This is a genomic window from Pelagimonas sp. (assembly GCF_050633425.1).
Taxonomy (GTDB): Bacteria; Pseudomonadota; Alphaproteobacteria; order Rhodobacterales; family Rhodobacteraceae; genus Pelagimonas.
The window spans coordinates 67,973-94,369 of record NZ_JBOEGM010000008.1 but is presented as its reverse complement, the minus strand read 5'-3'; the positions used below and the strand labels follow the sequence as shown (position 1 = coordinate 94,369).

The 26,397-nt window shown below is 56.2% G+C and carries 24 protein-coding genes; 9 read left to right on the top strand and 15 right to left on the bottom strand.

The genetic code is table 11. The annotated features are described in order from the left end of the window. Positions 1 to 80: 80 nt before the first annotated feature. The 4 genes from acnA (at position 81) to ACRBB0_RS05975 (ending at position 3,950) form a co-directional block, all read left to right on the top strand. Positions 81 to 2,765 (top strand): aconitate hydratase AcnA, encoded by a 2,685-nt coding sequence (gene acnA, locus ACRBB0_RS05990; protein WP_431373498.1) that lies wholly within the window; start codon positions 81 to 83, stop codon positions 2,763 to 2,765. A 173-nt stretch (positions 2,766 to 2,938) separates the two neighbouring features. Next, positions 2,939 to 3,079, top strand: coding sequence for a hypothetical protein (locus ACRBB0_RS05985; protein ID WP_431373497.1), 141 nt, complete (start codon positions 2,939 to 2,941; stop codon positions 3,077 to 3,079). After that, the gene (locus tag ACRBB0_RS05980; RefSeq protein ID WP_431373922.1) at positions 3,080 to 3,649 is read left to right on the top strand and encodes a tetratricopeptide repeat protein; all 570 of its coding nucleotides are present in this window, start codon (positions 3,080 to 3,082) and stop codon (positions 3,647 to 3,649) included. Positions 3,650 to 3,821: 172 nt separating this feature from the next. Next, positions 3,822 to 3,950 carry a hypothetical protein gene (locus ACRBB0_RS05975; RefSeq protein ID WP_431373496.1) on the top strand — a complete coding sequence of 43 codons (129 nt, stop codon included), beginning with the start codon at positions 3,822 to 3,824 and terminating at the stop codon, positions 3,948 to 3,950. 8 nt (positions 3,951 to 3,958) lie between these two features. Here the strand turns inward: ACRBB0_RS05975 and ACRBB0_RS05970 are convergent, their stop codons facing one another. The 11 genes from ACRBB0_RS05970 to ACRBB0_RS05920 form a co-directional block, all read right to left on the bottom strand. Continuing rightward, positions 3,959 to 4,528, bottom strand: coding sequence for a DsbE family thiol:disulfide interchange protein (locus ACRBB0_RS05970; RefSeq protein WP_431373495.1), 570 nt, complete (start codon positions 4,526 to 4,528; stop codon positions 3,959 to 3,961). After that, positions 4,521 to 4,676 (bottom strand): heme exporter protein CcmD, encoded by a 156-nt coding sequence (gene ccmD / locus ACRBB0_RS05965; RefSeq protein WP_431373494.1) that lies wholly within the window; start codon positions 4,674 to 4,676, stop codon positions 4,521 to 4,523. The genes ACRBB0_RS05970 and ccmD overlap by 8 nt, the downstream gene beginning before the upstream one ends. Continuing rightward, complete coding sequence (locus tag ACRBB0_RS05960) at positions 4,673 to 5,401, bottom strand: heme ABC transporter permease (protein WP_431373493.1); 729 nt, start codon at positions 5,399 to 5,401, stop codon at positions 4,673 to 4,675. Before ACRBB0_RS05960 ends, ccmD begins: the two co-directional genes overlap by 4 nt. A gap of 188 nt (positions 5,402 to 5,589) precedes the next feature. Then, positions 5,590 to 6,246, bottom strand: a complete 657-nt coding sequence (gene ccmB / locus ACRBB0_RS05955; RefSeq protein WP_431373492.1) for a heme exporter protein CcmB — start codon at positions 6,244 to 6,246, stop codon at positions 5,590 to 5,592. Further along, positions 6,243 to 6,857: a heme ABC exporter ATP-binding protein CcmA gene (ccmA, locus tag ACRBB0_RS05950; RefSeq protein ID WP_431373491.1), complete on the bottom strand. Its 615-nt coding sequence runs from the start codon at positions 6,855 to 6,857 to the stop codon at positions 6,243 to 6,245. The genes ccmB and ccmA overlap by 4 nt, the downstream gene beginning before the upstream one ends. An 81-nt stretch (positions 6,858 to 6,938) precedes the next feature. Continuing rightward, a complete protein-coding gene (locus ACRBB0_RS05945) occupies positions 6,939 to 7,292 on the bottom strand; it encodes an Mth938-like domain-containing protein (protein ID WP_431373490.1) in 354 nt (117 codons plus the stop codon). Between the two features lie 9 nt (positions 7,293 to 7,301). Continuing rightward, the gene (locus ACRBB0_RS05940) at positions 7,302 to 8,054 is read right to left on the bottom strand and encodes a sulfite exporter TauE/SafE family protein (protein ID WP_431373489.1); all 753 of its coding nucleotides are present in this window, start codon (positions 8,052 to 8,054) and stop codon (positions 7,302 to 7,304) included. After that, entirely contained in the window at positions 8,047 to 9,015 is a 969-nt protein-coding gene (gene secF / locus ACRBB0_RS05935) for a protein translocase subunit SecF (protein WP_431373488.1), read from the bottom strand. The genes ACRBB0_RS05940 and secF overlap by 8 nt, the downstream gene beginning before the upstream one ends. Position 9,016: 1 nt before the next feature. After that, on the bottom strand, positions 9,017 to 10,684 hold the full coding sequence (gene secD / locus ACRBB0_RS05930; protein WP_431373487.1) for a protein translocase subunit SecD: 1,668 nt from the start codon (positions 10,682 to 10,684) through the stop codon (positions 9,017 to 9,019). A gap of 6 nt (positions 10,685 to 10,690) precedes the next feature. After that, positions 10,691 to 10,978: a preprotein translocase subunit YajC gene (yajC, locus tag ACRBB0_RS05925; RefSeq protein ID WP_431373486.1), complete on the bottom strand. Its 288-nt coding sequence runs from the start codon at positions 10,976 to 10,978 to the stop codon at positions 10,691 to 10,693. Between the two features lie 214 nt (positions 10,979 to 11,192). Beyond that, entirely contained in the window at positions 11,193 to 12,416 is a 1,224-nt protein-coding gene (locus ACRBB0_RS05920) for a flagellin (RefSeq protein ID WP_431373485.1), read from the bottom strand. A 1,006-nt stretch (positions 12,417 to 13,422) separates the two neighbouring features. Here ACRBB0_RS05920 and ACRBB0_RS05915 point away from each other — a divergent pair. Both ACRBB0_RS05915 and serS read left to right on the top strand, forming a co-directional pair. Next, a complete protein-coding gene (locus tag ACRBB0_RS05915) occupies positions 13,423 to 13,716 on the top strand; it encodes a hypothetical protein (protein WP_431373484.1) in 294 nt (97 codons plus the stop codon). A 162-nt stretch (positions 13,717 to 13,878) separates the two neighbouring features. Continuing rightward, positions 13,879 to 15,171 (top strand): serine--tRNA ligase, encoded by a 1,293-nt coding sequence (gene serS, locus ACRBB0_RS05910; protein WP_431373483.1) that lies wholly within the window; start codon positions 13,879 to 13,881, stop codon positions 15,169 to 15,171. Between the two features lie 20 nt (positions 15,172 to 15,191). On the opposite strand, the gene ACRBB0_RS05905 is transcribed toward serS, so the two are convergent. Further along, positions 15,192 to 15,818, bottom strand: coding sequence for a TetR/AcrR family transcriptional regulator (locus tag ACRBB0_RS05905; RefSeq protein WP_431373482.1), 627 nt, complete (start codon positions 15,816 to 15,818; stop codon positions 15,192 to 15,194). Positions 15,819 to 15,920: 102 nt separating this feature from the next. Between ACRBB0_RS05905 and ACRBB0_RS05900 the strand changes: the two genes are divergently transcribed. Then, on the top strand, positions 15,921 to 16,664 hold the full coding sequence (locus ACRBB0_RS05900) for an SDR family oxidoreductase (protein WP_431373481.1): 744 nt from the start codon (positions 15,921 to 15,923) through the stop codon (positions 16,662 to 16,664). Positions 16,665 to 16,703: 39 nt separating this feature from the next. Here ACRBB0_RS05900 and der read toward each other — a convergent pair whose 3' ends face one another. The 3 genes from der to ACRBB0_RS05885 all read right to left on the bottom strand — a co-directional run bounded on the left by der (position 16,704) and on the right by ACRBB0_RS05885 (position 20,356). Then, positions 16,704 to 18,167 (bottom strand): ribosome biogenesis GTPase Der, encoded by a 1,464-nt coding sequence (gene der / locus ACRBB0_RS05895; RefSeq protein ID WP_431373480.1) that lies wholly within the window; start codon positions 18,165 to 18,167, stop codon positions 16,704 to 16,706. 162 nt (positions 18,168 to 18,329) lie between these two features. Further along, the gene (locus tag ACRBB0_RS05890) at positions 18,330 to 19,685 is read right to left on the bottom strand and encodes a PQQ-binding-like beta-propeller repeat protein (RefSeq protein WP_431373479.1); all 1,356 of its coding nucleotides are present in this window, start codon (positions 19,683 to 19,685) and stop codon (positions 18,330 to 18,332) included. Between the two features lie 14 nt (positions 19,686 to 19,699). Further along, positions 19,700 to 20,356, bottom strand: coding sequence for a tetratricopeptide repeat protein (locus tag ACRBB0_RS05885; RefSeq protein ID WP_431373478.1), 657 nt, complete (start codon positions 20,354 to 20,356; stop codon positions 19,700 to 19,702). Between the two features lie 292 nt (positions 20,357 to 20,648). Between ACRBB0_RS05885 and ACRBB0_RS05880 the strand changes: the two genes are divergently transcribed. Then, positions 20,649 to 22,478, top strand: coding sequence for an efflux RND transporter periplasmic adaptor subunit (locus ACRBB0_RS05880; RefSeq protein WP_431373477.1), 1,830 nt, complete (start codon positions 20,649 to 20,651; stop codon positions 22,476 to 22,478). Continuing rightward, complete coding sequence (locus ACRBB0_RS05875) at positions 22,475 to 26,347, top strand: efflux RND transporter permease subunit (protein WP_431373476.1); 3,873 nt, start codon at positions 22,475 to 22,477, stop codon at positions 26,345 to 26,347. The genes ACRBB0_RS05880 and ACRBB0_RS05875 overlap by 4 nt, the downstream gene beginning before the upstream one ends. Positions 26,348 to 26,397 lie beyond the last annotated feature (50 nt).

Genomic DNA, 26,397 nt, shown 5'->3' with positions numbered 1-26,397 from the left:
TTCCCCCTTGATTGCGAGGCCCGCTTGGGGCAAGAGGGGCGGGAAATTCCATCCCTGTCACTATCCCATCGGAGGTATCCATGCCCATTACCGTAGGCCAGGACAGCGCTAAAACGCGCAAGTCGATCACTGTCGGTGATCAGTCGATTTCCTATTACTCGATCCCCGCCGCCCAAGAGGCCGGCCTTGGCGATTTTTCAAAATTGCCCGCCGCACTTAAGGTGGTTTTGGAAAACATGCTCCGCTTCGAAGACGGCAAGACCGTTTCCGTAGACGACATCAAAGCGTTCGCCGAATGGGGCGCGCAGGGTGGTAAAAACCCGCGTGAGATCGCTTATCGCCCTGCCCGCGTGCTGATGCAGGATTTCACCGGCGTTCCAGCCGTTGTTGACCTTGCCGCCATGCGCGACGGTATCGTTGGCCTCAAAGGCTCGGCCGCCAAGATCAACCCGCAGGTTCCTGTTGATCTCGTCATTGACCATTCGGTTATGATCGACGAATTCGGCAACCCGCGTGCGTTCCAAATGAACGTTGACCGCGAATATGAGCGCAACATGGAGCGTTACACGTTCCTGAAATGGGGCCAGACCGCGTTTAACAATTTCCGCGTCGTGCCTCCCGGAACCGGTATTTGTCACCAGGTGAACCTGGAATATCTGTCCCAAACCGTTTGGACCGATGTTGACCAGAATGGCGACGAAGTGGCCTATCCTGACACGCTTGTCGGCACCGACAGCCACACAACCATGGTCAACGGCGCAGCCGTTCTTGGCTGGGGTGTTGGCGGGATCGAAGCCGAAGCCGCGATGCTGGGCCAGCCGATCTCGATGCTGATTCCCGAAGTTGTTGGTTTTGAGCTGACCGGCGCGATGGTCGAAGGCACCACCGGCACTGACTTGGTTCTGAAGGTCGTTGAAATGCTGCGCGCCCAAGGCGTTGTTGGCAAGTTCGTTGAGTTCTACGGCGAAGGTCTTGACCGTCTGCCGCTGGCCGACCGTGCCACGATCGCCAACATGGCACCCGAATATGGTGCGACATGTGGCTTCTTCCCAATCGACAACGAAACCCTGCGTTACCTGCGGAACACTGGCCGTGATGAGGCCCGCGTTCAGCTGGTCGAAGCCTATGCCAAGGAAAACGGTTTCTGGCGCGATGCAGATTATTCGCCCATCTACACAGCGACCCTATCGCTCGATATGGGGAGCATTGTTCCAGCGATCTCGGGTCCGAAACGCCCGCAGGATTACGTTGCACTGGACGGCGCGGACAAAGCCTTTGCCGACCAGATGGAGAACATGTTCAAACGTCCCATGGGCAAGCAGGTCGCCGTCAAAGGTGAAGACTACACCATGGAATCAGGCAAGGTTGTGATCGCCTCGATCACCTCCTGTACGAACACCTCGAACCCCTATGTCATGATCGGCGCGGGCCTTGTGGCACGCAAAGCCGCCGCACTTGGCCTGGATCGCAAGCCTTGGGTCAAAACGTCTTTGGCACCGGGGTCACAGGTTGTGTCGGCGTATCTCGAAGCGGCCGATCTGCAAAAAGATCTGGATGCGGTTGGCTTCAACCTCGTGGGGTACGGCTGTACAACCTGTATTGGTAACTCTGGTCCGATCCAGCAGGAAATCAGTGACGCGATTGCCGAAGGTGATCTGGTTGCGACATCGGTTCTCTCTGGTAACCGCAACTTTGAAGGCCGTATTTCTCCTGACGTGCGCGCCAACTATCTGGCATCGCCTCCGCTTGTTGTGGCCTATGCCATCGCCGGGACGCTGGACATCAACCTTGCCACTGACGTGATCGCTCAGGACAAAGACGGCAATGACGTCTACCTCAAGGACATCTGGCCAACGACACAAGAAGTTGCTGAAATGGTTGAGAAAACCGTGACACGCGACGCTTTCTTGTCGAAATATGCCGACGTGTTTAAAGGCGACGAAAAATGGCAGGGTGTCGATGTGCCTGATCAGGACACATACGATTGGCCATCCGCATCGACCTATATTCAGAACCCACCTTACTTCCAGGGTATGGACTCTGAGCCAGGCGTGATCACCAATATCGACGGTGCCAAAGTGATGCTGATCTTGGGTGACATGATCACCACCGACCACATCTCGCCTGCTGGGTCCTTTGCGCAATCCAGCCCCGCCGGTCAGTATCTGACTGAGCGTCAGGTTGCCCCACGTGAGTTCAACTCATACGGGTCGCGTCGCGGGAACCACGAGATCATGATGCGCGGCACATTCGCCAACATCCGCATCAAGAACGAGATGCTCGATGGCGTCGAAGGTGGCTACACCAAAGGCCCCGATGGCGAGCAAACGTCGATTTATGACGCGGCTATGGCCTACCAAGAAACAGGCACGCCTCTGGTTGTGTTCGGTGGCGAACAGTACGGTGCAGGCTCCTCGCGTGACTGGGCGGCCAAAGGCACAGCGCTTTTGGGTGTCAAAGCGGTCATCGCTGAAAGCTTTGAGCGTATTCACCGCTCCAACCTCGTTGGTATGGGTGTGATCCCGTTTGAATTCACCAATGGCGACACACGCAAAACGCTGGGTCTGACAGGCGACGAGACTGTCTCGATCTCCGGTCTGGACACCATCCAGCCGCTGCAAGAAGTGCCGTGCACCATCACCATGGGCGACGGTTCGGTCAAAGAGATCAGCATCAAATGCCGGATCGATACCGCGATCGAAATCGAATACATCGAACATGGCGGCGTGTTGCACTACGTTCTGCGTAACCTCGCCAAATCGTAAGATTTTCTGACCAAGATTTAGAAAGGCCCTCGGAGTGATCCGGGGGCCTTTTTGTTTATGGAAGGGTCAAATAGGTGCGATAATTCTGGTGACTCACAGCGTACTATGCCTTCCCTTTGTCCTAGGTTACTGACCGTTTGCTGGCTGACTCCTTATGTGCCAATGATATGCACATGTTTCGTGTCGTCGTGTTTCTGATCCTATCTTTGCCCCGCCTGTCTTTGGCGGCGGGCGACACCCTGCCTCATCCCTGTTTTGAGAGTGATCCAAATCTCGCACCTGAGGCGAGTGTTGTGGCCTGCACCAACTTTTGACTGTCAGCCCCACAATCTCTTGGCGACAAAGCCTTAGCCCATGAAACCCGCGGGATCGCCCGGCGCGAATTGGGGGAATTGGACGCCAGTGTTGAGGATTTGGAACTGGCCGTTGAGCTTGACCAAAATACAGCGGCCTATCGGATGCTGGCATGGACGTATCGGTTAAAAGGTGAATTTGAACGCGCAGAGGCCACCTATACCCGCGTTTTAAAAGATGACGATCATTGGCAAGGGTGGTTGTCACGCTGTGTGGACCGAACCGATCTGGAACGCTATCAGGAGGCTGCGCACGATTGTGAAAAGGCGTTGCGACGGGACCCGGAAAACATCGACGCGCTTGTCTTTCTTGCTATGAGCTACAACTTTCTGGGCGACGGTCTACGAGCCCTGCCTCTCGCTCAAAAGGCGATCAAGCTGTCCCCGGATGAGGCACGGCACTATGTGGAACTTGTCTGGGCCTTGCACCTGATCGACAAGCCCGCGTTGGCCCGCCTCGAAGCCAATCGAGCGTTAGATCGGTTTGAGGGAAACTCAGATATTTTGCACTTCCTGGACGCGACGCAATAAAGTCGTCTCGCTCTCGTTGGCGGGAAACTGCACAGCATTTGAGGGATCACGCGAAAACTCGCGCATTTGTTAGCTAATTCATAGGGTTTGAAGTAAAGGGTCAGGAATTCCCCCCTACCAATTCGCGCGGCGTCCCCCATGTTGTAGCCAAGACAACACGAAGGCACGCCACATGAAAACCATCACATTGATCCAAGCCGCCGCCCTGCTGATCCTTGCAGTGATGGGGGCCTATGCCAGCTCAGAAGACGCAAAAGGCGGCTGCCCGGGATCCGAGCCAACCGCCTATTGTGAGTTGTAAGACGCGGCTTAGCTGCCTGCGTTTTTGAGGGCCTGTTCAAGCGCAGGCACGAAGCGCTGTTCATAGTCGGAGCCAACCAGCGGACCGGTAAAGCGAAACAAGACCGTGCCCTGCCCATCCAGAATGAAGGTTTCTGGCGGCGCAGTGACCCCCCAATCAATCGCGGTGCGGCCCGGAGTGTCAAAACCAACCGCCATAAACGGGTTACCACCACCGCTTAGGAACTGCTGCGCTTGGGCGGTTTTGTCTTTGAAATTCACGCCAACAATGCGCAGACCATCGGCCTGCATTTTCATCAGGTTGGGGTGTTCCACCCGACACGGCGGACACCAGCTCGCCCAGAAGTTCACCAAGGTGACCTCGCCCGAGGTGATCAGCTCGCGGGTAACCGCGTCATAGCCATCAAGCGCCTCGGCGGGCAGAGCCGGGGCTGGTTGGCCGATAAAGGTCGATGGCAATTCGCGGGTATTGCCGCGCTGCATGCCGAAATAGACCATAACCGCGAACCCCATAAAAATCAGCGGAGGGAGCAGCATCAGCGGCGAAATCTTACTCTTCTGAGGGCCCTGTTCAGCCATTTTTCACACGCTCCTCTATTTGCGCCAGATAGGCTTTCATCTTGCGCGAACGACGAATGGACATAGCCACCAGCACCGCGATCAGCAAAATGGACACCGCATAAGACGACAAAACCGCATCGGCGTATTTTCCAAGATCAGGCATCATGACAAACGCTCCCTTGCGATTAGCGCCCGCGCACGGCGGGCCCGGATTTCGGTTTGCGTCCGCAAGAAAACCAGAGCAATGAACAACAAAACAAAGCCTGCAATGCTCACGTAGAGCGGGTTGGAAAACACATCGGCAACGTGTTCTTCTTTGTCCATCGACAGCGACGCGCCTTGGTGCAGCCCCTGGTTCCAAAACAACACTGCATAGCGCGACAGGAGCGCAAAGACAGAGCCAACCAAGCACAAGATCGAGGTCAGATCGGCAGCTGTGTCATCGTTTTCAATGGCTTCCCAAAGGGCGATATAGCCAAGGTAGAACAGGAATAAGATCAAGAAAGACGTGAGCCGCGGATCCCAGACCCACCATGTGCCCCACATCGGTTGCCCCCAAATCGCCCCCGTGGCCAATGCGATCACTGTCATCACAGCCCCAATCGGAGCCGCAGCGCGGGCAGCCAAAGCCGAGACATGGTGGCGACGTACGATCCAAATCAGCGATGCGACCAGCATCATCATCCACGCATTGATCGCCATCAAGGCGGCTGGCACATGCAGGTAGATAATTTTGACGGTAGAGCCTTGGCGGTAATCGTCAGGGGTAAAGAAAAACCCCCAGACCAGGCCAGAGACGAGACAAACCACAGATCCGATTGCCAGATAGGGCATCAGGCGGTCTGTGGTGCGGATGAATTTCACCGGATTGGCGTATTCCCAGATCGACATGGGTGTGACTTGTCCTTGTTGCGCGCGGCAATTTACACCTCATATTGCGGCGAGGCGCAAGTTGGCCGCTCATCACTTTTGTCCGCTTGTGGCATCGTCTGCGGATTTGGTTTCCTTTTGCGGCACCTTTGCGCGGTGGTCCTTGATTTAAAGCAATGCCATGGCGCAGTTTGTGATGCGTTGATGGCTTAACGCAAGTTGATCCGCAAGACCGCGGCACTGGCAAATGGTAGCAGTGCGACCGCGCCAAAACTGATCCCAGCCAGCATCAAAAGCGGCGTTTGCACCGCCAGCCCTTCACCGCCACGCCGCGCGACTTCGGCACCAAACACCAGCGTCGGCACATAGAGAGGCAAGACCAGAAGCGACATCAACAGCCCCCCCCGTTTTAAGCCAACAGTCAAAGCCGCGCCAAAGGTTCCGATCACTGACAGAGCCGGCGTCCCCAGTCCAAGCGAAACGACAATCCACAAATACCCGCCTTGGGGCAAGTTGAGCAAAACACCAAGCGCCGGTGCCGCCAGAACAAGCGGCAACCCCGTGGTCAGCCAATGTGCCAAAGCTTTGACGGTCACGATCCCTTCCATCGGAAGGGGCGCGGTTGCGAGCAAATCAATGCTGCCATCCTCAAAATCCAGCGCAAAGATCCGATCGAGTGACAACAGGCAAGCCAACAGCGCCCCGATCCACAAAATACCCGGCGCGATTTTTGACAACAGCGCCGTTTCCGGCCCAACGCCAAGCGGAACCAACACGGTCACGATCAAAAAGAATGCCAACCCCAAGCCAAATCCGCCCCCTGCTCGGACGGCAAGGCGCAAATCGCGCATCAATAACGCAATCATAAGAAGGCCTCATCCAAGACAGACACGCGCGGCTTTGCACGGTGCGGGGTGACGTCAAATACGTTGGCCTCATCAAGGCCGAGATCAATATGCGTGGCCATCAAAGCCGATCCGCCGCCCTTAAGGTGCCCGCGCACCGCATCGGCAAACAGCGCCACAGAGGCCGTATCAAGCGACACGGTCGGCTCATCCAACACCCAAACCGGCCGGCCGGTGACCATCAAACGGGCAAGGCCAAGGCGGCGCTTTTGACCCGCCGACAGAGACCCGGCGGGGCGATCAGCCAGATCGCCAAGATCAAACCCGGCCAGAGCCGCTGAAATGTCAGAGTTGCCAAAGACCTGCGCCCAGAATGTCAGGTTTTCGGTAACGCTCAGCGCGGTTTTCAAACCGTCCGCATGGGCAGCATACGCTATCCGTTCCCCTGCCCCGTCGATTGAGCCCTCTAGCGCCGGTTGAAGCCCGGCGATGGTGCGCAACAGCGTTGTTTTGCCCGAGCCATTTGGCCCGCGCAACACCAAGGCCCGCCCCGATGACAGGCCAAACGTCAGACCTTCGAGCACAGGCACGCCCCCTCGGGCAACGGCCAAATCTGTAACTTGCAGTTCCATGATGTTCCTTTAACTCATGGGTGCCTAGACAGGATCGGGGCACAACGCATTGACCCTAATCAAGTGTTTCGCGCTGGCGGACTAGACCGGTATTGCAGCAACCGCCACACGGCGCCCTTCGCTCAGCAGAACGTTAAATGTCCGGCAAGCGGATGGGGAGCTCATGGTTTCGACGCCCAAACCGGCGGCCTCTAGTTCAGTCCGCAATGCGTTGGGAATATGGGCGATTTCAGCGCCGGTTCCAACAAACACGACGTCGATCTGACCGGCCAAGGCCAGCAATGCGGCCGAATCGTCCAACCCGCCCCAAGGCAAAACATCTGTCGCCGTCATCAACAGCGGCCCCTCGAGCACCTGATCCGCAACACGAAAGAAACCCGGTCCGTATCCGTCAACCGGCACTGCGTCTTTGAATGACATCTCGTTGAGTTGCATAGGCTCTCCTCAGCTCCAGATTGGCAGGCCGGACACAGCCGACGCCGCGATCACGGCATAGGCCGCAGCCCTGTATAGCGTCTCCAGCCCGGGACGAAAGAGCCTGCCGCCAAGCCAATTGCCCAACATTCCCGGAATACCCATCAACAGGCCAAGCACGGCCCATTCAAGTTGCATCCGGCCAAAGACTTCTAGCGCCAACATGATCATCAGATCATAGCCGAACAAAAACAGCAGTGTGTTGGCGCGGATCATTTGGGTTGGCAAGGGGCGTGCCATGTAAAACAAAATGACCGGTGGGCCTGGCAATCCTGCTGTGCCACCAAGAAATCCAGACGCGGCCCCAATGCCGTAAACCATGGCGGATTTAACCTCGCCCCGGTAACGAATACCGAAAACCAAAACCGCCAGCATCGCGATGGACAACCCGCTGACGCCAAACCGAAAGACATCGCGGGGCACCATCGCAAGCACCGATAAGCCAACCGGCAGCGTGATGATTGTGCCAATAAGCAAACGCTTAAGGTCGCCCCTGTCCGCATCACGCCATGCAGGTTTCAGCACCGGAAGCGGGCTGAGCAAATCCATAAATGTTAGGGTGATGATCGCAGCAAAAGGTGGCAGGAACTGAGCCGCAACAGGCAGGAACACCAATGCGGTTCCAAAGCCAGTAAAACCGCGAACAAGACCGCTTACAAAAGCGGCAAAGGCTATCCAGCCAAGCCCCGGAACCGAAGCAAGGCTGGATAAAACATCAGGCATCTACATCGCCGAACTGATTGCCAGTGGTATCCACCGGCTTGGACCAATCGCGTTTGACCCCCAGACGCAACAAAATCGACGAGGCCACAAAGATCGAACTATATGTCCCGACAACAACGCCCCAGATCATCGCAAAGACAAAGCCACGGATCACATCGCCACCCAATACAAACAGCGCAATAAGCGCCAGCAATGTCGTGGCCGAGGTCATAAATGTCCGGCTCAGGGTTTCGTTGATCGACAGGTTCAGCACCTCTTTGAGGTCCTTGGATTTGTATTTGATCAGGTTTTCGCGCACCCGGTCAAATACCACCACGGTATCGTTCAACGAATAGCCAACGATGGTCAAAAGCGCCGCGATAATGGCCAGATCGAACTTGATCTGAACCGCCGCGAACACCCCGATTGTCAGCAAAACATCATGCACCAAGGCCGCCACGGCCCCCATGGCGAATTGCCATTCAAAACGCAGCCAGATGTAGAACAAGACCGCCGCAATCGCCAAAGCCACGGCGGTGGCCGCCGTTGTGATCAGCTCCCCCGAGACCTTCGGGCCAACAGATTCAACCGAGACGAATTTAATGCCCGAAGCGACCTGCGCCAGCGCCGTTCTGGCGCTTTCGATCACGTCTCCGCTCACCGATTCTTGCCCATCCTGGGCCTGAATGCGGATCATCGCCACATGCTGATCGGCACGAAATGTTGGGTCGTTAACTTTGACAATACTCACATCGCCAAGGCCAAGCCCGTCCAACGCGCCCCGATAAGAGCCGATGTCAACGGCCTGGGTGCTTTCGGTTCGGATCGTTGTGCCACCGCGAAAATCAATGCCAAAATTCAGCCCCAGAGTCGCAAAGGACCCCATCGACACGATCACCAACAGCGCTGAAATCCCCAGCCACAAACGAGCGTGGTTAAAGAAATCCCAAGAGGTGTTTTCAGGAACAAGTCTTAGTCGCATCTCACACCTCAATCTTTTTTGGACGGCGTTTTTCGAACCACATAACGATGAGCAATCGCGTGACAAAGATCGCCGTAAAGACCGATGTCAAAATGCCAAGGCCCAATGTGATTGCAAAACCGCGAACCGGACCAGACCCCATGACATATAGGATCACGGCGGTGATGAACGTGGTGATGTTGGCATCAACGATCGCCGACAGCGCCTTTTCATAGCCAAGTTCAATCGCACGTGCGGGGCCTTTGGCGGTTTTGAGTTCCTCTCGGATACGTTCAAAAACCAGCACATTGGCGTCCACGGCCATACCAACCGTCAACACAATCCCGGCAATACCGGGCAAGGTTAAGGTAGCACCAAGCATGCTGAGCATACCGAAGATCAAAGTGATGTTGATAACCAGCGCCACATTGGCAAAGAGACCAAACAACCCGTAGCTCAGCCCCATAAAGACCAGCACACCGATAAAGGCGACCGCAGTTGCGATCTTACCGGCGTCAATACTGTCTTGGCCAAGCTCAGGCCCGATTGTGCGTTCTTCGAGGAACTCAAGCCCCGCAGGCAAGGCCCCTGCACGCAAAAGGACGGCAAGGTTGGTGCTTTCTTCGACATCAAAATTCCCGGTAATAATGCCCGATCCGCCGGGGATATGGCTTTGGATCACCGGGGCACTGATGACTTCGGCGTCCAAAACAATGGCAAAGGGCGACCCGATATTGTCAGCGGTATAGTCACCAAACTGGCGCGCACCGCTGGCATTAAAGGTAAAGCTCACCGCCGGACGGCCATTTTGATCAAAGCTCGGCTGAGCATTTGTAAGATCTTCGCCCGTCACAACCGGCGTTTGTTCGAGGATGTAAAAAACACCCTCTTCATCGAGCGACGGCAAGACTTCGTTGCCAACACCGGCCTGAGCATCTGCGCTATTGGCACGCCCGACAACCGGTTGAAAGGTCAACTGGGCCGTTGTGCCGATGATTTCCTTGAGTTCCTGAGCCGAACCAATGCCCGGCACCTGGATCAAAATACGATCAACACCCTGGCGCTGTATTGTCGGCTCGCGCGTGCCAACTTCATCAATCCGACGTCTGATGATTTCGAGCGACTGACGCAAGGTGCGTTCATCGGTGGCCTGTTGTTCCGCTTCGGACAGCGTTACGACAACTTCGGCACCTTCACCGCGCACTTGCAAATCAGTGGCCCCGGCCCCGGTCAGCGACACAACAGGGCGTGCCAAACCGCGAACGATGCCAAGCGCATGCTCCATGCCCTCAGGCTTGGAGATTCGCACCCGCAGCTCACCCTCTTTGGTGGCTTCGGAATTCCAACGGATGGTGCCGATGGTGTCACGCTCTCCACGCAGGGCATCGCGCACGTCAGGCCAAAGCGCCTCCATGCGCGCTTCGTAGACATCCTTGACTTGAACTTCAGCCAAAAGATGCGCCCCGCCGCGCAAATCAAGCCCCAGATTGACAAGACCGGATGGCAGGAACGAGGGCCAAGTGCCCGCGATTTCACGGTTTTCCGTGGTATCCGCCCCGAGCTCAATCGCAGCGGCGGCGTCATTTGCGGTCTCAACCTTGGTGTAGAAGGCGTTGGGAAGTGCAAGCGCAATCCCCAAGACAACCGTCACCCAAATCAATGCCCGCTTCCAGAAATCAATCTGTAGCATGATGGTTTAGCCTTCGGCTGGTTCGGTTTTCGACGTCACCTGAGCGATGGTCGACTGTACAACACGAACTTTGACACCCTCGGCGATTTCAACGTCTACTTCGTTGTTTTCTTTAACCTTTACGACCTTGCCAATAAGACCACCCTGGGTGATCACCTGATCACCTCGGCGCAGTCCTTCGACCATGGCTTTGTGTTCCTTCATCTTTTTCTGCTGAGGGCGGATGAGAAGGAAGTACATGATGGCAAAAATTAAGCCCATCATGACGAATGAAGACATGGTCTGCTGATCCATGGGATGCTCCTATGCAAAAAGCGGAGCCGATGCCCCGCGAACGTCGGGCGGAACCTATGCCTTGCATGGGTCGGATGCAAGAAGGCAGCAGCACAGCCAGGCCGCGATTTTCGACTTCAACGGAGCAAAAATTGAAAATTGAGTTGAGGTCGGCACCAGAAATGCAAAGGCGGACCAAACGGCCCGCCTAAGAAATGAGATGTAAAAAGCACGTTTAGCCTTTGAACAGCGACAAAAGCTGTTGAGGGGCTTGGTTCGCAATCGACAGCGCCTGAACACCAAGTTGCTGTTGAACCTGAATGGCCTGAAGACGCGCGGAGGCTTCTTCCATATCGGCATCCACCAGCGAACCAATCCCCGATTTCAACGCATCGGTCAGGCCCGAGATAAAGTCAGCTTGCGTTTCAATCCGGCCCTGAGCGGAACCAAAGTTAGCCGCGGATTTGATCGAAACTTGCAACATGTTTTCAATTGCTTCCAAGGCGGCATCCGCACCGTTACCCGTTGTAACGTCGAAGTTTTCCAACAATTCAAGACTACCACCGATCGTCCCGTCGTTTTCCGTATTATTCGTCGATTGCGACGCATTTGTCGTCGTTACGGTGATGGCGGCACTTGTATTGTTGGTCATATCAATCTGACCAGCAGTCGATCCGTTTTCAGCGAATGTAACGTCAATACCGTCTGTCATTGCTTGGAAATTCAACCCGGCAACCAAGGCATCCGTCACATCCTGCAACGTATCACCATTGCGCGCCACATAGGTCACATCCGCAGACAGGCCCAAGCCGCCCCCGGAGGCGAGTTCATAGGACATCCCCGCTTCGGGTGTGCCGGTTACGGTCATAATTGCACCAGTGGCGCCAGCGTTAACAGCGGAGTTGCTCCCGATGTCGGTCCCCATGGTCCCGGCTGTCGCGGCACCAGAGCTCAAATCCTGACGCGCCACGGTGATTTTCGATGCCGCCACGCCCGTGCTTGATCGATCAAGCGAGGCAAGGACATTGACATCTTCCGCCGTGAGCGTGTTGTTTTGCAGCAAATTCAGACCGTTGAACTGCGCCGCGCCGACAACCGCGCCGATTTGGTCGCGTAACGCGTCAATATCGGTCTGGATTTTCTCTCGGTCGACGTTTTCCTCTTGCGAGGCAACGATCTTGCCCTTGATCTCCGTCAGAAGATCGGTCACGGTCTCTGATGCCTGTCGGGCCACGGCCACGGTTGACTGGGCAAGGTTCAGACTGTCGGAAATGCCTTTGAAGCTTTTAACATCTGACGTCATAACTGCCGAGATCGCCCAGATGGCGGAGTTATCCTTGGCGTTCGCAACGGATTTACCCGTCGAAATTTGATTTTGAACTTCGGACATCGTCGAGTTGACCGATTTCAGTGTTTGCAGCGCCACCATGGCGCCATTGTTCGTAAGAATGCTGGACATATGTATCTGGGCACCATTTTGGTGCCATGGCTCCTGTTTTTAACACGTCAAATGCGGCCCATTCTGACCGTCGCCCCATTCATTCCGCATTAGGGTTAACACCTCATTCCAATCCGCCGGAAAAGAACCTAAAATTTTCCACGGAATGAAATGAGTTCGACGTTTTGGCGTTTTCAAACGGCTAATTTTGCCGCATAAAACCGCCTCATAATATTGAATTTAAACATTTTTATCAGAAACCAGATTTCGAAACAACTTGTATTCCAAAGCGTTCTAATTCCACGCGTTTTTGGGCCTTGACCCCGAAAATTTCGCAGCGAACCTTAATCTGCTCGTCCTTCGCTTGCGAAGGACTTGTGCAAACCTTGACCACTCACCCTATGGATGCCAGATGGATGCCAGCGAAACTGCCTCTTGGTCCCGTCGCCAATAAGACATGCCACGACGTCCTGCCCAATGCATTTTCCTGCGCGGTTTCACCATTTCGGAAGGTTTGTGTCCCATGGTCGGCGCGCTGGCGGGTTGAACGCCAACAACTCATCCCGTCCGGCCAGATACGAAAAGGTTTTCCGCATGAAACACGCATTTTTATCCCTCCTGTCCGCAATCGTTTTTTGCCTCTCACTGGGCATCTCTTCGGTACAGGCCGCCACATAGCAGATTTATACGTCCGTCCTGCCGCCGTTTTCGAATGGTGACGGTGCAGAAAACCTGGCATCACGCATGAAATTGTTTTGGAAGTGGCCAAGCGGGCCAATGTTGATGTCTCCGTGAACTACATGCCCTGGGCGCGCGCTTAAAGGGGCCGAAACTGAATCCAATGTCATGATTATTCCTCCGGTCCGTTCCCCTGCGCGTGAAAGCCAATTCAACTGGGTATCGGAGCTGGTGACGTCAAACATCGTTTTCGTATCTACCGGCGAGACAGTTGGCGCGCTAGAGGACGCGCACACCCTTAAAAAATCGCAGTTCTTCGCTCGAGCGTCATGGAGAAAGTCCTAACCAAATGAAGTTCACCAACCTGCACCCAGTTACGGATGGCGCAACAGCGGTCAAAATGGTCAACGCTGGCCGTGTCGACGCGTTCTTTTGCATTGATCTTGAGATTTTTGGTTTTGTTGAGGCCGCAGGCCTGGACCAAACTGACTTTCAAGTGAGTGACAGCTTCATCGCGGCCAAGCATTGGCTGGCAACCAATCATAATTTTGATCCTCAAACAGCCGACGCATTGAATTCAGCCTATGCCACAATGCTAGAGGACGGTTCGGTCGACAGCATCGCCAAAAGCTACACTCAATAAGGCTCGGCAAACAAATCTGGCGTGTCCGGTCGAAAAATCTGGACGCGCTTTTTCGCTGTGGCAGCCCCATATTAGCGCGTCATTTCCTATCTCAACTCTACCCTCTCTTGCCAATCTGGGGCATAAGCCCGACACGACTCAACCTACTCAGGAGCCAGAGAGATGCATGACATCCGCGCCATCCGTGACAACCCCGCCGCTTTTGATGCGGCGCTCTCGCGCCGTGGGATCGAAAATGCATCATCGCCGCTATTGGCGCTAGACGCGGAGCGCCGCGCTGCGATCCTCGCGGCCGAGACCGCTCAGGCCGACCAAAAGAAAGCCGCCAAAGAGGTGGGCGCCGCCAAAGCCAAGGGCGATGACGCCGAGTTCGAGCGGCTTCGCGCCCTGGTGGCCGAAAAGAAAGCCGAAATTGGCGAGATGCAGACCCGTGCCAAGGCCTTGGACGAGAAGCTGACATATGAGCTCTCGGTGATTCCAAACTTGCCCTATGACGATGTGCCAGATGGGGCCGATGAGGATGACAATGTTGAGATCCGCAAATGGGGCGTGCCCCCGGTGTTGGATTTCGACGCCAAAGAGCATTTTGAGCTGACCGGTGTTGCTGCCAGCATGGATTTTGAACTGGCCGCCAAAATTTCTGGTGCCCGCTTTGTGATGCTCAAGGGCGCTGTCGCCCGCATTCATCGCGCATTGGCACAGTTCATGATCGACACCCATGTGGATGAAAACGGTTTAACCGAAATAAACTCACCCGTTTTGGTGCGGGATGAGGCGATGTATGGCACTGACAAACTGCCTAAATTTGGCGAAGACAGCTATCAGACCACCAACGGCTGGTGGCTGGTGCCGACTTCCGAGGTGCCGCTAACTTATACGGTTGCTGGCGACATCGTTGAGGAAAGCACTCTGCCGATCCGCATGGCATCGCACACCTTGTGTTTCCGCTCCGAAGCCGGATCAGCGGGCAAGGATACCTCGGGCATGTTGCGCCAGCACCAGTTCGAGAAGGTTGAGATGGTCTCAATCACCCATCCGTCACAATCCGACGAAGAACAGCAACGGATGCTGGGCTGTGCCCAAGGGATTTTGGAGAAACTCGACATCCCCTACCGCACCGTTGAATTGTGCACCGGCGATACCGGATTTGGTGCGCGCCGTACCTACGATATCGAGGCATGGTTGCCCGGTCAGAACACCTATCGCGAAATCAGTTCGGTCTCGACCACGGGTGATTTTCAGGCCCGACGCATGAATGCCCGTTTCCGCCCTGCTGATGGAGGCAAACCGGAGTTCTTGCACACCTTGAACGGGTCTGGCCTTGCGGTCGGACGGTGCTTGATTGCGGTTCTTGAGAACGGCCAGCATGCGGACGGCTCAGTCACTTTGCCAGCGGCTCTTGGCCCCTATCTCGGCGGGAAACTGACCCTCGGCACGGATGGCAAACTTAGCTAAAGCGACCATGGCGCGCCTTTTTAACTGGCGCGCCTTTCCAAGCCTTGGGCCTCGGTCCAAGGCATTGCTTCGATCGCCATGTCGACAATTATTTGTAATTGATCCCGTCCGGCTCCCGTCCGGGCAAGGGACGCCATGGCGACGATCTGACCGTTTAAAAACATAAGCAATCGCGAGATGTCGGCCTCGGCGCTCAACTCTTTGCGTTCTTGGGCGCGAGTGAGCCGCAGCATAAGCGCTTTGCCTGCCAAGGATTTAAGCTCCGCCAAACGTGGACCAACGGGCTCTGCCGTCTCCCCAAAATCGAAACTCGCGAGAATGCACATACATCCAGCCGGTTCATCCGTGAGGGTGACACCGTCGGCCAAGCCGTTCAGGAAGGCCGTGAGATCCTCGCGCAGCGGCCCTTGGCTTTGTTCAAACGGGATGCGCACCGGATCCCCATACAGTTCAACATAACGTTCTAAGCTCTTGATAAAAAGCGCGTCCTTGCCGCCAAAATTGGCATATAGGCCTGGCTTGGCCATCCCTGTCGCGTCGGAAATATCGTTCATGGACGTGGCAAGGTAACCGCGTTTCCAAAACAACCTAAGCGCCTGTGACAGCACCTTGTCGGGATCATTTTTACGAGGGCGCCCACGTGCCATCCCTGCTCTCCTAATTTTTATACCACTCGGTATTTAAGCGCCTTGACTATCTACATCAATGGCGCAAATAAAGTACCATCTGGTATTTAATAGGAATTCACCATGACTGCTCTCTCGAACACGACTGCCTTTGTGACAGGCTCCAATCGCGGTATTGGTCGCGCTCTTGCCCAAGAACTGCTGACCCAGGGTGTTGCAAAACTATACGCCGCAGCCCGCGACACATCCTCTTTGTCTGACTTGGTCGCGGCACACCCGGGCCGCGTCATCGCCGTCAAACTGGATGTCACAAACAGCAAAGACATCGCGCAAGCTGCGGCATTGGCGGCGGACGTCAATCTGCTGATCAACAACGCCGGTGTTGCCGGCTTCACCAGCACCATGTCACAAGACGCGACCGAACAGGCCCGCTTTGAAATGGACGTCAATTATTTTGCACCGCTTGCCGTGACACGCGCCTTTGCGCCAGTGCTTGGGGCCAATGGCGGCGGCGGGGTTGTGACCATCAGCTCAATCGCGGCTTTGTCCAATTTCCCGGTTTTGGCGACCTATTCGGCGTCCAAGGCGGCGATCCACTCGCTCATGCAGGCGTTTCGTGCCGAGCTGGCGGGCCAGGGCACCTATGTTGGCACGGTTTACCCCGGCCCGGTTGATACGGATTTGGCCGCCAAGTTTGTGTCGGACAAGGCCTCAGCATCAGCTGTCGCGCAGGCTATTTTGGAGGGGGTTGCGGCCAAACAGCACGAAATCTTCCCAGACGCCATGTCTCAGACCCTCGTCGCCGTTCATAACAAAGATCGTCACGAACTCGATGCGATGACCGCGACCTATCTGCCTGCGGCCTAACGAAAAAGGGCTCTGGCAGCGTTGCCAGAGCCCTCTCCCTTAGTCTTTGGCCTTCGGCAGGCTCCCAAGGTGCTTTTTGAGCGCCCCGGCGTTCTTTTTCTTGCGGCCCTTATAGGGGTTTTTATCCCCCTGCCCGCGCATGGTCAGCCTGATCGGCGTCCCCGGCATGTCAAAATCTTCACGCATGCCATTGACCAGATAGCGTGAATAACTTTCGGGCAATTTGTCAGGCAGCGAACACATCACCACAAAACCCGGCGGACGGGTTTTCGCTTGGGTCATATAACGCAGTTTGATGCGGCGACCTTGGGGCGCGGGCGGCGGGTGCCGTTCGACCATATCCCCAAGCCAGCGATTCAAAGCAGCGGTCGGAATGCGGCGGTTCCACACGTCATGGGCTTTGATAATCGCGGCTTGCAAACGATCAAGCCCCCGGCCTGTCCGAGCAGAGACAGTCACCAAAGGCGCGCCGCGCAATTGCGGCAACAACCGCTCAAACGCTTCTTTGAGATCACGCAGTTTTTCCTGCTTTTCGTCCTCAATATCCCACTTGTTCACTGCGACAACCACAGCGCGGCCTTCACGTTCAGCCAAATCAGCAATCTTAAGATCCTGATTTTCAAAGGGAATAGCGGCATCAAGCAAAACAACAACCACTTCGGCGAACTTTACCGCGCGAATACCGTCCGACACCGATAGTTTTTCCAGCTTTTGCTGAACCTTGGCGCGTTTGCGCATTCCGGCGGTGTCAAAGATGCGCATATGCACCCCGCCCCATTCCTTTTGAACGGAAATAGCATCGCGGGTGATACCGGCCTCAGGCCCCGTTAAAAGGCGGTCTTCACCGATGATTTGGTTGATCAGCGTCGATTTCCCGGCATTGGGGCGGCCAACAACAGCGATCTGCAGCGGCTTTTCAGCGGTGATCGGGCGCGGTGCATCCGGGTCTTCGTCCTCGTCCACGTCGACTTCGGTTTCCGGGACGTCTTGGGCGGCGCGGGCTTGGAATTCTTCGTCGATAGGGAGCAGCATCGAGTACAGCTCGTTCATGCCCTCGCCGTGTTCGGCTGAAATGCGCATTGGCTCGCCAAGACCAAGGCTATAGGCCTCAATCACACCTGCATCAGCGGCAGACCCTTCGGACTTGTTGGCCCCAAGGATAACCTTGGCTGCACGTTTGCGCAGGATTTCGGCGAAAACCATGTCATCGGGCAATATCCCGGCGCGGGCATCGACCAAAAACAGACAGACGTCGGCCATATCGACAGCGCGTTCCGTCAAACGGCGCATACGCGCAGGCAGCGATTCGTCCGTCGCGTTTTCCAGACCGGCGGTATCAATCACGGTGAAACGGATGTCCCCGAGCCGCGCTTCACCTTCGCGCAAATCACGCGTCACACCGGGCTGATCGTCAACCAACGCAAGGCGTTTGCCGACGAGGCGGTTAAACAGGGTCGACTTGCCCACATTGGGGCGGCCGACGATGGCAAGGGTGAAAGACATGGGTGGCACTCCGGATCAAGCCGCTCGCTTAGCCTATTTTCTCGGCGTCGAAAAGCCCCGTTGCATCGCAGCGGGACCGAGACTGGCGCGGGGGCCAAATTCCGAACACGGTATTTGCAATACTCTTGCCCGAGTATTGGAGCCTAGGGCCACCCAAAGCGCTTATCTATAGGCGTGGAGAACTCCGTCGCCCGAGACGACATAAAGCGTGTTGCCTGCCACAATCGGCCGTGTGGTTGCGCCACCTTTGATCTCAATCGACGAGATCAGCGCACCATCTTCGGGGGCAAAGCTGCGGATTTGACCGTCAGAACCCGCAACGATCAATCGCCCACCCGCCAAAACCGGCCCGTGATTGGCGAAACTGCGATCACGTTTCCGGTTCGGCTTGTTGCGCGGAACCCAGCCCGGCAATTCGACTTCCCAAATCTGCTCACCCGTCGCCGCATCCAAACGGACCAGCTTGTTGCGATCAGAAACAAAGAACACCGATCCGCCCGCAGGCCATACAGGCCCCAACGCCCCTTGACGTGTGGTCCAGAGCCGTTCGCCATCATGCAAAGACAGCGCAACAATCCGGCCGGAATGATTGCCGACATATACAGTCTCGCCAACAATCACCGGATCTCCGGTCAAATCGTCAACCATGGTCAGAGCGACACCGTTGCGCCGCCCAAGAATGTCGGCATTCCACAAACGCAACCCACCTTGGCGGAAGGTCGTCTGCACGGTGGCTCCGCCATAGGCAAATACCGCATGTTTGTCGCTTACTGCGGGGGCTGGTGATCCCGCCACATTGTTGATGTCACCGTTGCCTTCGATCTGCCAACGAATGCGACCGCTATCCGCTTCAATCGCCCAAGCGATCTGATCGCCCGACACGATGTAAACAACACCGCCACGGACCGTCGGTGCACCTGTGGCTGTTCCGCCCAAGCGCTGCACCCAAATTTCTTTACCGCTGGCCGGGTCTAGGGCCGATAGGGTGCCAAACCCAGAAGCGACATAGATTTTGCCGTCCGAATATGCCAATCCACCGCCCTGCGCCTCGATGTTTTTGTCGCGAAGCGGGGTTAGATCGTGAGACCAGAGCACCTCACCAGAGGTCGACACGGCGCGCACAAGATGCTCCGAATCCATGGTGAAGATGCGGCCATCCGCCATCACCGGATTCGCGTTCAGACGCTGGCGTCGCGTGTCGCCTGTCCCAATGTCCACGGCCCAAAGCTGGGACAGCGATTTGGACAAAGCCGGATGCGACACACGCGTATGCGGTGACACCATGCTTTGCGCCCAGGAGGCATTGGACACAGGCGCGCTCAATGAGATCGGCTGCGACCCGTCCACCGTCAGAGTTTCATCCGCGCTGGCTTGGCTCTGCAACACATCGCGAACGCCTAAACGCTCCCCCGCGAGGATTTCTTCGCGTTCAGCGCAGCCTGACAATGCCAATGACCCAATGGCGGCCCCCAGAAAGCCAAGCGTTCTTGCGTTTCGCAACATGGTTTGCCCTTTCATGCCAGCTCTTTGGCTCAGCTTTGCTCGACTGCGCCACCCAGCGCTACAATCAACTGACTTGCGCGGCGACGCAAGCCTGAGGTCACTTCAGAATCAATGATCAACGCTTGTAGGCGGGTTAGCGCCGCGTCTTTGTCGCCAGATTCGATTTCAATCAGCGCCAATTGCTCTTCTGCCAGCAAACGCAAGGGTTGCCCGGCCACGGCCAGCGCTTCGAACCCAGACTGGCGGTCTTCAACCGACAGTATCTCGGCCCCGCGGGCCAAGGCTTTGTAGCTGGCGATCTGGCGATAGATTGTCGGAATGTCGGCATTGTTGGAAATCGCCTGCAACCGCTCAATCGCGGCGGCGTCATCCCCTGCACTGCCTTCTTCGGCTGCAATCAGCATGTCCAGAACCGCCTGACCATCTGCGCTTTTGGCTTCGAGCTTGTCCAAAGCCGTCACCCGCGCCGCACTGTCGTCGGATTCCAGCGCGGTCAAAATACCGTCGCCAAAGGCCTGGGCCGAGGCAGATTGCGTCGCGTTTTGGTATTCACGCCATGCGGTGCCGCCAACAATCCCCAAGACAACAACGACCCCGATCCAGCCGTAGCGCTTCATGAACTTAAACGTCCGGTCGCGGCGGACCTCTTCAGTAACTTCTTCAATGAAGCTTTCTGGATTGCTCACAATGCCTCCCTAGCCGTGCGGCCAATCTTGTGCTTTTGCCTCTCATACCGTGCCTCAAGAGCCGTGCCAAGGGACCTCAACTGCCCAATTTTGGCACTATATCGTCAGAAAAACGCCATGAGGCCGGGTTTAAACGCATAAAAGTCTTTGCCTGCGGTTGAAGATGACTCTACGAGACCCTAAAACTAAACTAACCCGTTTAGAATAACGGCGGGCCGTTGTTTTCGAACATAAGCCCATATTTAATTTGGGCGCGTCACGCGCCAAGACAGAAATGGACAGTGGGTGAAAGATGCGCCTTTTTTCTTTTATAACGGCCCTCGTGGTGGCCGCTGCGCTTTACGCGATCGTACTCGAACGCGATTGGTTGCTGGAATTCGCTGGTATTGACACCGCCGAGGAGGTTGAGGAGCCAATCGCAGTTGGTGACAACAGCGACACGCCCTTGGCATTGCCCGAAGGGACCGTCCGTGTGATGGCTGTGCGCTCGGTTGCTCAGGAAATTGACAACGCTGTTTTGCTGCGCGGTGAAACTGAAGCCCTGCGCGAAATTGAAGTGCGCGCCGAAACCAGCGGTAAAATCATATCGGAACCGCTGCGCAAGGGCGCGATGGTTGAGGCCGGTCAATTGATGTGCGCCGTCGACCCTGGCACCAGCGACATTAACCTGCGCGAAACTTTGGCCCGTTTGTCTGAAGCCAAGGCCCGCCTGCCCGAAGCCAAGGCCCGTCTGCTTGAAGCCCAAGCCCAAGTCCCCGCCGCCAAGGCCCGCATTTCAGAAGCAATTGCAGCCGTCCCAGCGGCAGAGGCACGTTTGCTCGAAGCGCGCACTGGCATACCCGCCGCACAGGCCCGATTGTCCGAAGCCAAGGCCCGTGTCCCAGAGGCCCAAGCCCGTCTGGAAGAAGCCAATTCGCGCATCCCGGAGGCCGAAGCACGCTTGGCCGAAGCCGAGGCCGCCGTGCCCGCCGCCAAGGCATCATTGGCTGAAGCCGAGACACGTCTCCCCGAAGCCGAAGCCCGTTTGCTGGAAGCCCAAGCCCGTGTGCATGAGGCAGAGATCAATTTGAATGCCTCGCAGAAACTGCAAAAAGATGGTTTCGCGGCCAAGACCCGCCTTGCTGGGTCAGAGGCGACCTATGAGGCTGCCAAAGCCGGAGTGCAAAGCGCATTGGCGGGCCTCAAAGCGGCCGCCAGCGGCATCGAAAGCGCCAAGAGCCGACTGTCCGGCGCATTGGCCGGTGTTCAAACCGCCAAGAGCCAAGTCGAATCTGCACGCGTTGGCGTGCAGGCGGCCCAAAGTCAGATCCAAAATGCCAGCGCCGGTGTTCAAACCGCCGAAAGCCAGGTCGAAGGGGCCCGCGCCGCCGTCGAAACGGCCCTCAGCGCGGTTGAAGGGGCCAAATCGGCCGTCATTCTCGCCGAATCACAGCTCGAAGGGGCTGAAGCAGGTGTTCAATCTGCGCGCACCGGTGAAGAAAGCGCCCGCACAGCGATCCAATCCGCCGAAGCCGCCATCGCTGGTGCTGAGATGAGCATTGACCGCCTTGGCATCCATGCGCCTTTTGCCGGCCTGCTGGAAACCGACACAGCCGAACTTGGGGCTCTGCTTCAACCCGGTGCGGCCTGCGCCACCATCATCCAGCTTGATCCCGTCAAGATTGTTGGCTTTGTCCCCGAAACCCAAGTTGCCCGCGTGAAGATTGGGGCGAGCGCCGGAGCTCGCTTGATTGATGAAAGCGAAGTGGTTGGTCAGGTGACGTTTGTTTCGCGGTCTGCTGATCCTCTGACCCGCACCTTCCGTGTGGAAATCACGCTGCCAAACCCAGACCTGACCATCCGTGACGGCCAGACAGCCGATTTGGCGATCACTGCCGAAGGTGCCAAAGCGCATTTGCTTCCACAATCCTCGCTGACGTTGGACAATGACGGCCACCTTGGAGTGCGCCGCGTAACCGAAGCAGGAACAGCGCAATTCATGCCGGTCAAACTCATCCGCGATTCGGTTGAGGGTGTTTGGCTCGCGGGTCTGCCCGAAACCGTCGACATCATCACTGTCGGCCAGGAATATGTGACCGATGGCGTGCCTGTTGCGCCAAGCTTTGAGGACGTGATCCAATGACTGGTATCATAGATTGGGCCGCCGAACGCGCCCGAATGGTCATCGCCTTTATCGTGTTGTCGCTGGTTGTCGGCGGCTACGCGTATATTTCGCTGCCCAAAGAAGGCGAGCCGGATATTGAAATTCCGGCTCTCTTTGTTTCTGTCCCCTTCCCCGGCATTTCTGCCGCTGATGCCGAAAACCTATTGGTCAAACCGATGGAGACCGAGCTGGCCGATCTGGACGGTCTCAAGAGCATGAGCGGCACAGCCAGCGAAGGGTATGCCGGATTGGCCTTGGAATTCGAATTTGGTTGGGACAAGACCAAAATCATGGCCGATGTTCGCGACGGGATGAAAAACGCCGAAGGTGATTTTCCTGATGGTGCGGAACAGTATTCGATCAATGAAATCAACTTCTCCGAATTCCCGATCCTGATCGTCAACCTGACCGGCCCCTTGCCGGAACGCACGTTGAACCGGATCGCCAAAGACCTTCAAGATCGTGTTGAGGCTCTGGATGCTGTGCTTGAAGCCGGGATCGCAGGGGATCGCGATGAGATGCTTGAGGTGATCATCGATCCGCTCAAGCTCGAAAGCTACAATGTCACTGCAGCCGAACTGATCAATGTCGTGCGCAACAACAACCAGCTGATCGCAGCGGGCGAAGTGCGCACGGATCAGGGGACCTTTGCGGTCAAAATCCCGTCTAATTTCGACGAAGCCCAGGACGTCTTCGACCTGCCGGTCAAAACCAATGGTAACCGCTCGGTCACGCTTTGGGATTTGGCCGAGATCAACCCGACCTTTGAAGATCGCGAAGGAACAGCCCGCTTTAACGGTGAAACCACTGTGGCGCTTCAGGTGGTGAAGCGCAAAGGCTTCAATATCATCGACACCTCAAACGAGGTGCAGCGCGTGATCGAAGAGGCCCGCAAAGCATGGCCAGATGAGTTGAATGCCGTTGTCAAAGTCGGCGCTTCAAACGATCAAAGCCGCCAAGTTGACAGTATGGTCAGCCAGCTTGAGGGCTCGGTTCTCACGGCGATTGCGCTGGTGATGATCGTTGTCTTGGCCTCGCTTGGTCTGCGCCCGGCCCTTTTGGTGGGTTTTGCGATCCCGACATCGTTCCTTTTGTGCTTCCTCACACTCGCCCTGATGGGCGTGACAATCTCAAACATCGTGATGTTTGGCCTGATCCTTGCCGTGGGCATGTTGGTGGATGGGGCGATCGTTGTGGTGGAATATGCCGATAAACGCATTGCCGAGGGCACCGGCCCGATGCATGCGTATGTCGAAGCCGCCAAACGGATGTTCTGGCCGGTTGTCAGCTCAACCGCGACGACGCTCTGTGCCTTTTTGCCGATGCTGTTCTGGCCCGGCGTTCCGGGGCAATTCATGGGCATGTTGCCTGTTACCTTGATCTTCGTTCTCTCGGCCTCGCTCATTGTGGCGCTGATCTACCTGCCGGTTATGGGCGGAGTTTCTGGTCGCTTCTCGCGGCAGATCCACGTGATGGGCGACGCCATTCGTGGCCGCTTTCCGTGGTATGTTCGGATCGCTTTGGTGCCAATCGGCCTGTTTGGGTGCTTTGTTGGTGCGATGATGGTGCTGAACCCTGACTACCTCGGGGCCACAGAGGCGACAGGCCTATCCGCCTATTTGCCCGGAACGCTGCTGTTCTTGGTCTCTGCCGTTGTGGCATCGGTCTTTATGGACGCGGCCGAATACCGCCGCAAACGCACCCACATCGACAGTGCCTATCGCCGGACACCCTTTGGCATGTTCATCAAATTCATTGCCGGTAACCCGGTTATGCCTTTGGTCTCGGTCGTTGCGGTGATCTTTGTTGTGATTTCGGTCTTTGGTTACTTTGGCGAAAATAACAATGGCGTCGAATTCTTTGTCGAAAGCGAACCGGAACAAGCCATTGTATATGTTCGGGCGCGCGGCAACTTGTCGTTGCCCGAAAAGGACGCACTGGTCCAGCGGGCCGAGAAAATCGTTTTGGCCCATCCCGGCATTCTCAATGCTTTTGCCTTCTCTGGCAAAGGTGGTTTGGACAACAACAGCGGTGGTGCCCAGCCCCCCAAAGACACGATTGGCCAAGTTCAGTTTGAAACCATCCCCTGGGAAGATCGTCAGGCCTATTCCGATGACACGGGGATCGAGTACGACAAGCTTGATGGCGACGTGATCATCGCGGATTTGACCGAGAAACTAGAGACGATTCCCGGTATCAAAATCGAAATCCTCGCCCAAGCGCGCGGCCCGGCTTCTGGCAAACCTGTTCATTTGCGTCTGAAAGGCGACAATTGGGAGGATCTTCTGACGGCGACCGCTCTGGCCCGTGCGCAATATGATACGACACCCGGCCTAACCCTGATCGAAGACACCCGGCCCCTGCCCGGTATTGATTGGGAAATCAAAGTTGACGTGGAAAAAGCCGGTCGCTACGGAGCCGACGTTGCCACGGTTGGCGGCATGGTACAGCTGGTTACACGCGGCATTTTGCTTGACAGCTACACGCCCGAAGGCTCGGACGAAGAGATCGAGATCCGGGTGCGTCTCCCCGAAGAAGACCGGGTGCTCAGCACTTTGGATTCGCTCAAAGTGCGCACCCCCTCGGGCCTTATCCCGCTCTCAAACTTTGTCACCCGCAAGCCGGTTGAAAAACTGGCCGAGATCAACCGGATCGATCAGAAACGGTATTTTGATGTGAAGGCAGATGTCGATGGCGGCCAGGAGATTGTTCAAATAACGCTTCCTGCTGACTTGGCCGAAACCGCCAGTTTCCACGAGCCAAAAGTTCTCGAAGAAGGCGAAGAAGCCCCAAAGGAATATACCTACGACATTGGTTTGGGCAGCGAAGTCTTCCTTGGTACCGAAGCGGAAGAAGCCGAAAATCCAACGACGTATCAGTTGGAGTTGACGTTCCAATTGCCAACATTCCTATTCTTCTTTGGAGGCGGTGAAGAAACACGCTATTTCGATTTCGACAATGGTGCTCCGGATCTTGACCCGGCAGAGCTTCAGGCGTTGATTGACGAACACGAGGACACGTCCGTCCATGCGGTTCCAATGACACCAAATGAGCGTATTGCTAATTTGACGGAATGGCTCGAAACCAAACCGCTCCCTGCCGGAATCTCGTTTGAGTGGACTGGCGACCAAGAGGACCAAGCCGAAAGCCAAGCCTTCCTGACCTCCGCCTTTAGCGCCGCGCTTGGGTTGATGTTCATTATCTTGCTGGCGCAGTTCAACTCGTTCTACAACGCCACGCTGGTTCTCTTGGCGGTGATTTTGTCGACCACTGGTGTTTTGATCGGCATGTTGGTGATGGATCAATACTTCTCGATCATCATGACCGGGACAGGGATTGTGGCCTTGGCAGGGATTGTGGTGAACAACAACATTGTTCTGATCGATACCTATCAGGAATACGCTCGGATCATGCCCCGCATCGAAGCGATCATTCGCACCGCCGAAGATCGTATTCGCCCGGTTCTCTTGACCACCATCACCACAATGGCAGGCCTTGCGCCGATGATGTTTGGGCTAAGCCTCGACTTCTTTGGCGGCGGGTATTCGGTGAATTCCCCCACCGCACTGTGGTGGACCAACCTTGCCACGGCGGTGGTCTTTGGCCTTGGGGTTTCGACAGTTCTGACACTGATCTTTACCCCCTCCATGCTGGCCATTCGGGTTTGGTTCTGGACCTATGTCAAATGGGTCGCCCGCATGTTGGCGCGTCTTGGGTCCGGCAGAGGTAGCCGGGCTGCGCGCGATTGGGCGCTGACCCGTCAGGCAAAACAGTCGAAACTGCCTGAAATTCAATGGGGAGATGACCCTGTGTCGCCCGCCCCTGTTGAGTTGCGTGCCGCTGAATAACGGACGTTGAAACCCATAAGACTTTCGGTGCGCGGGGCCAGGCCCTCGCG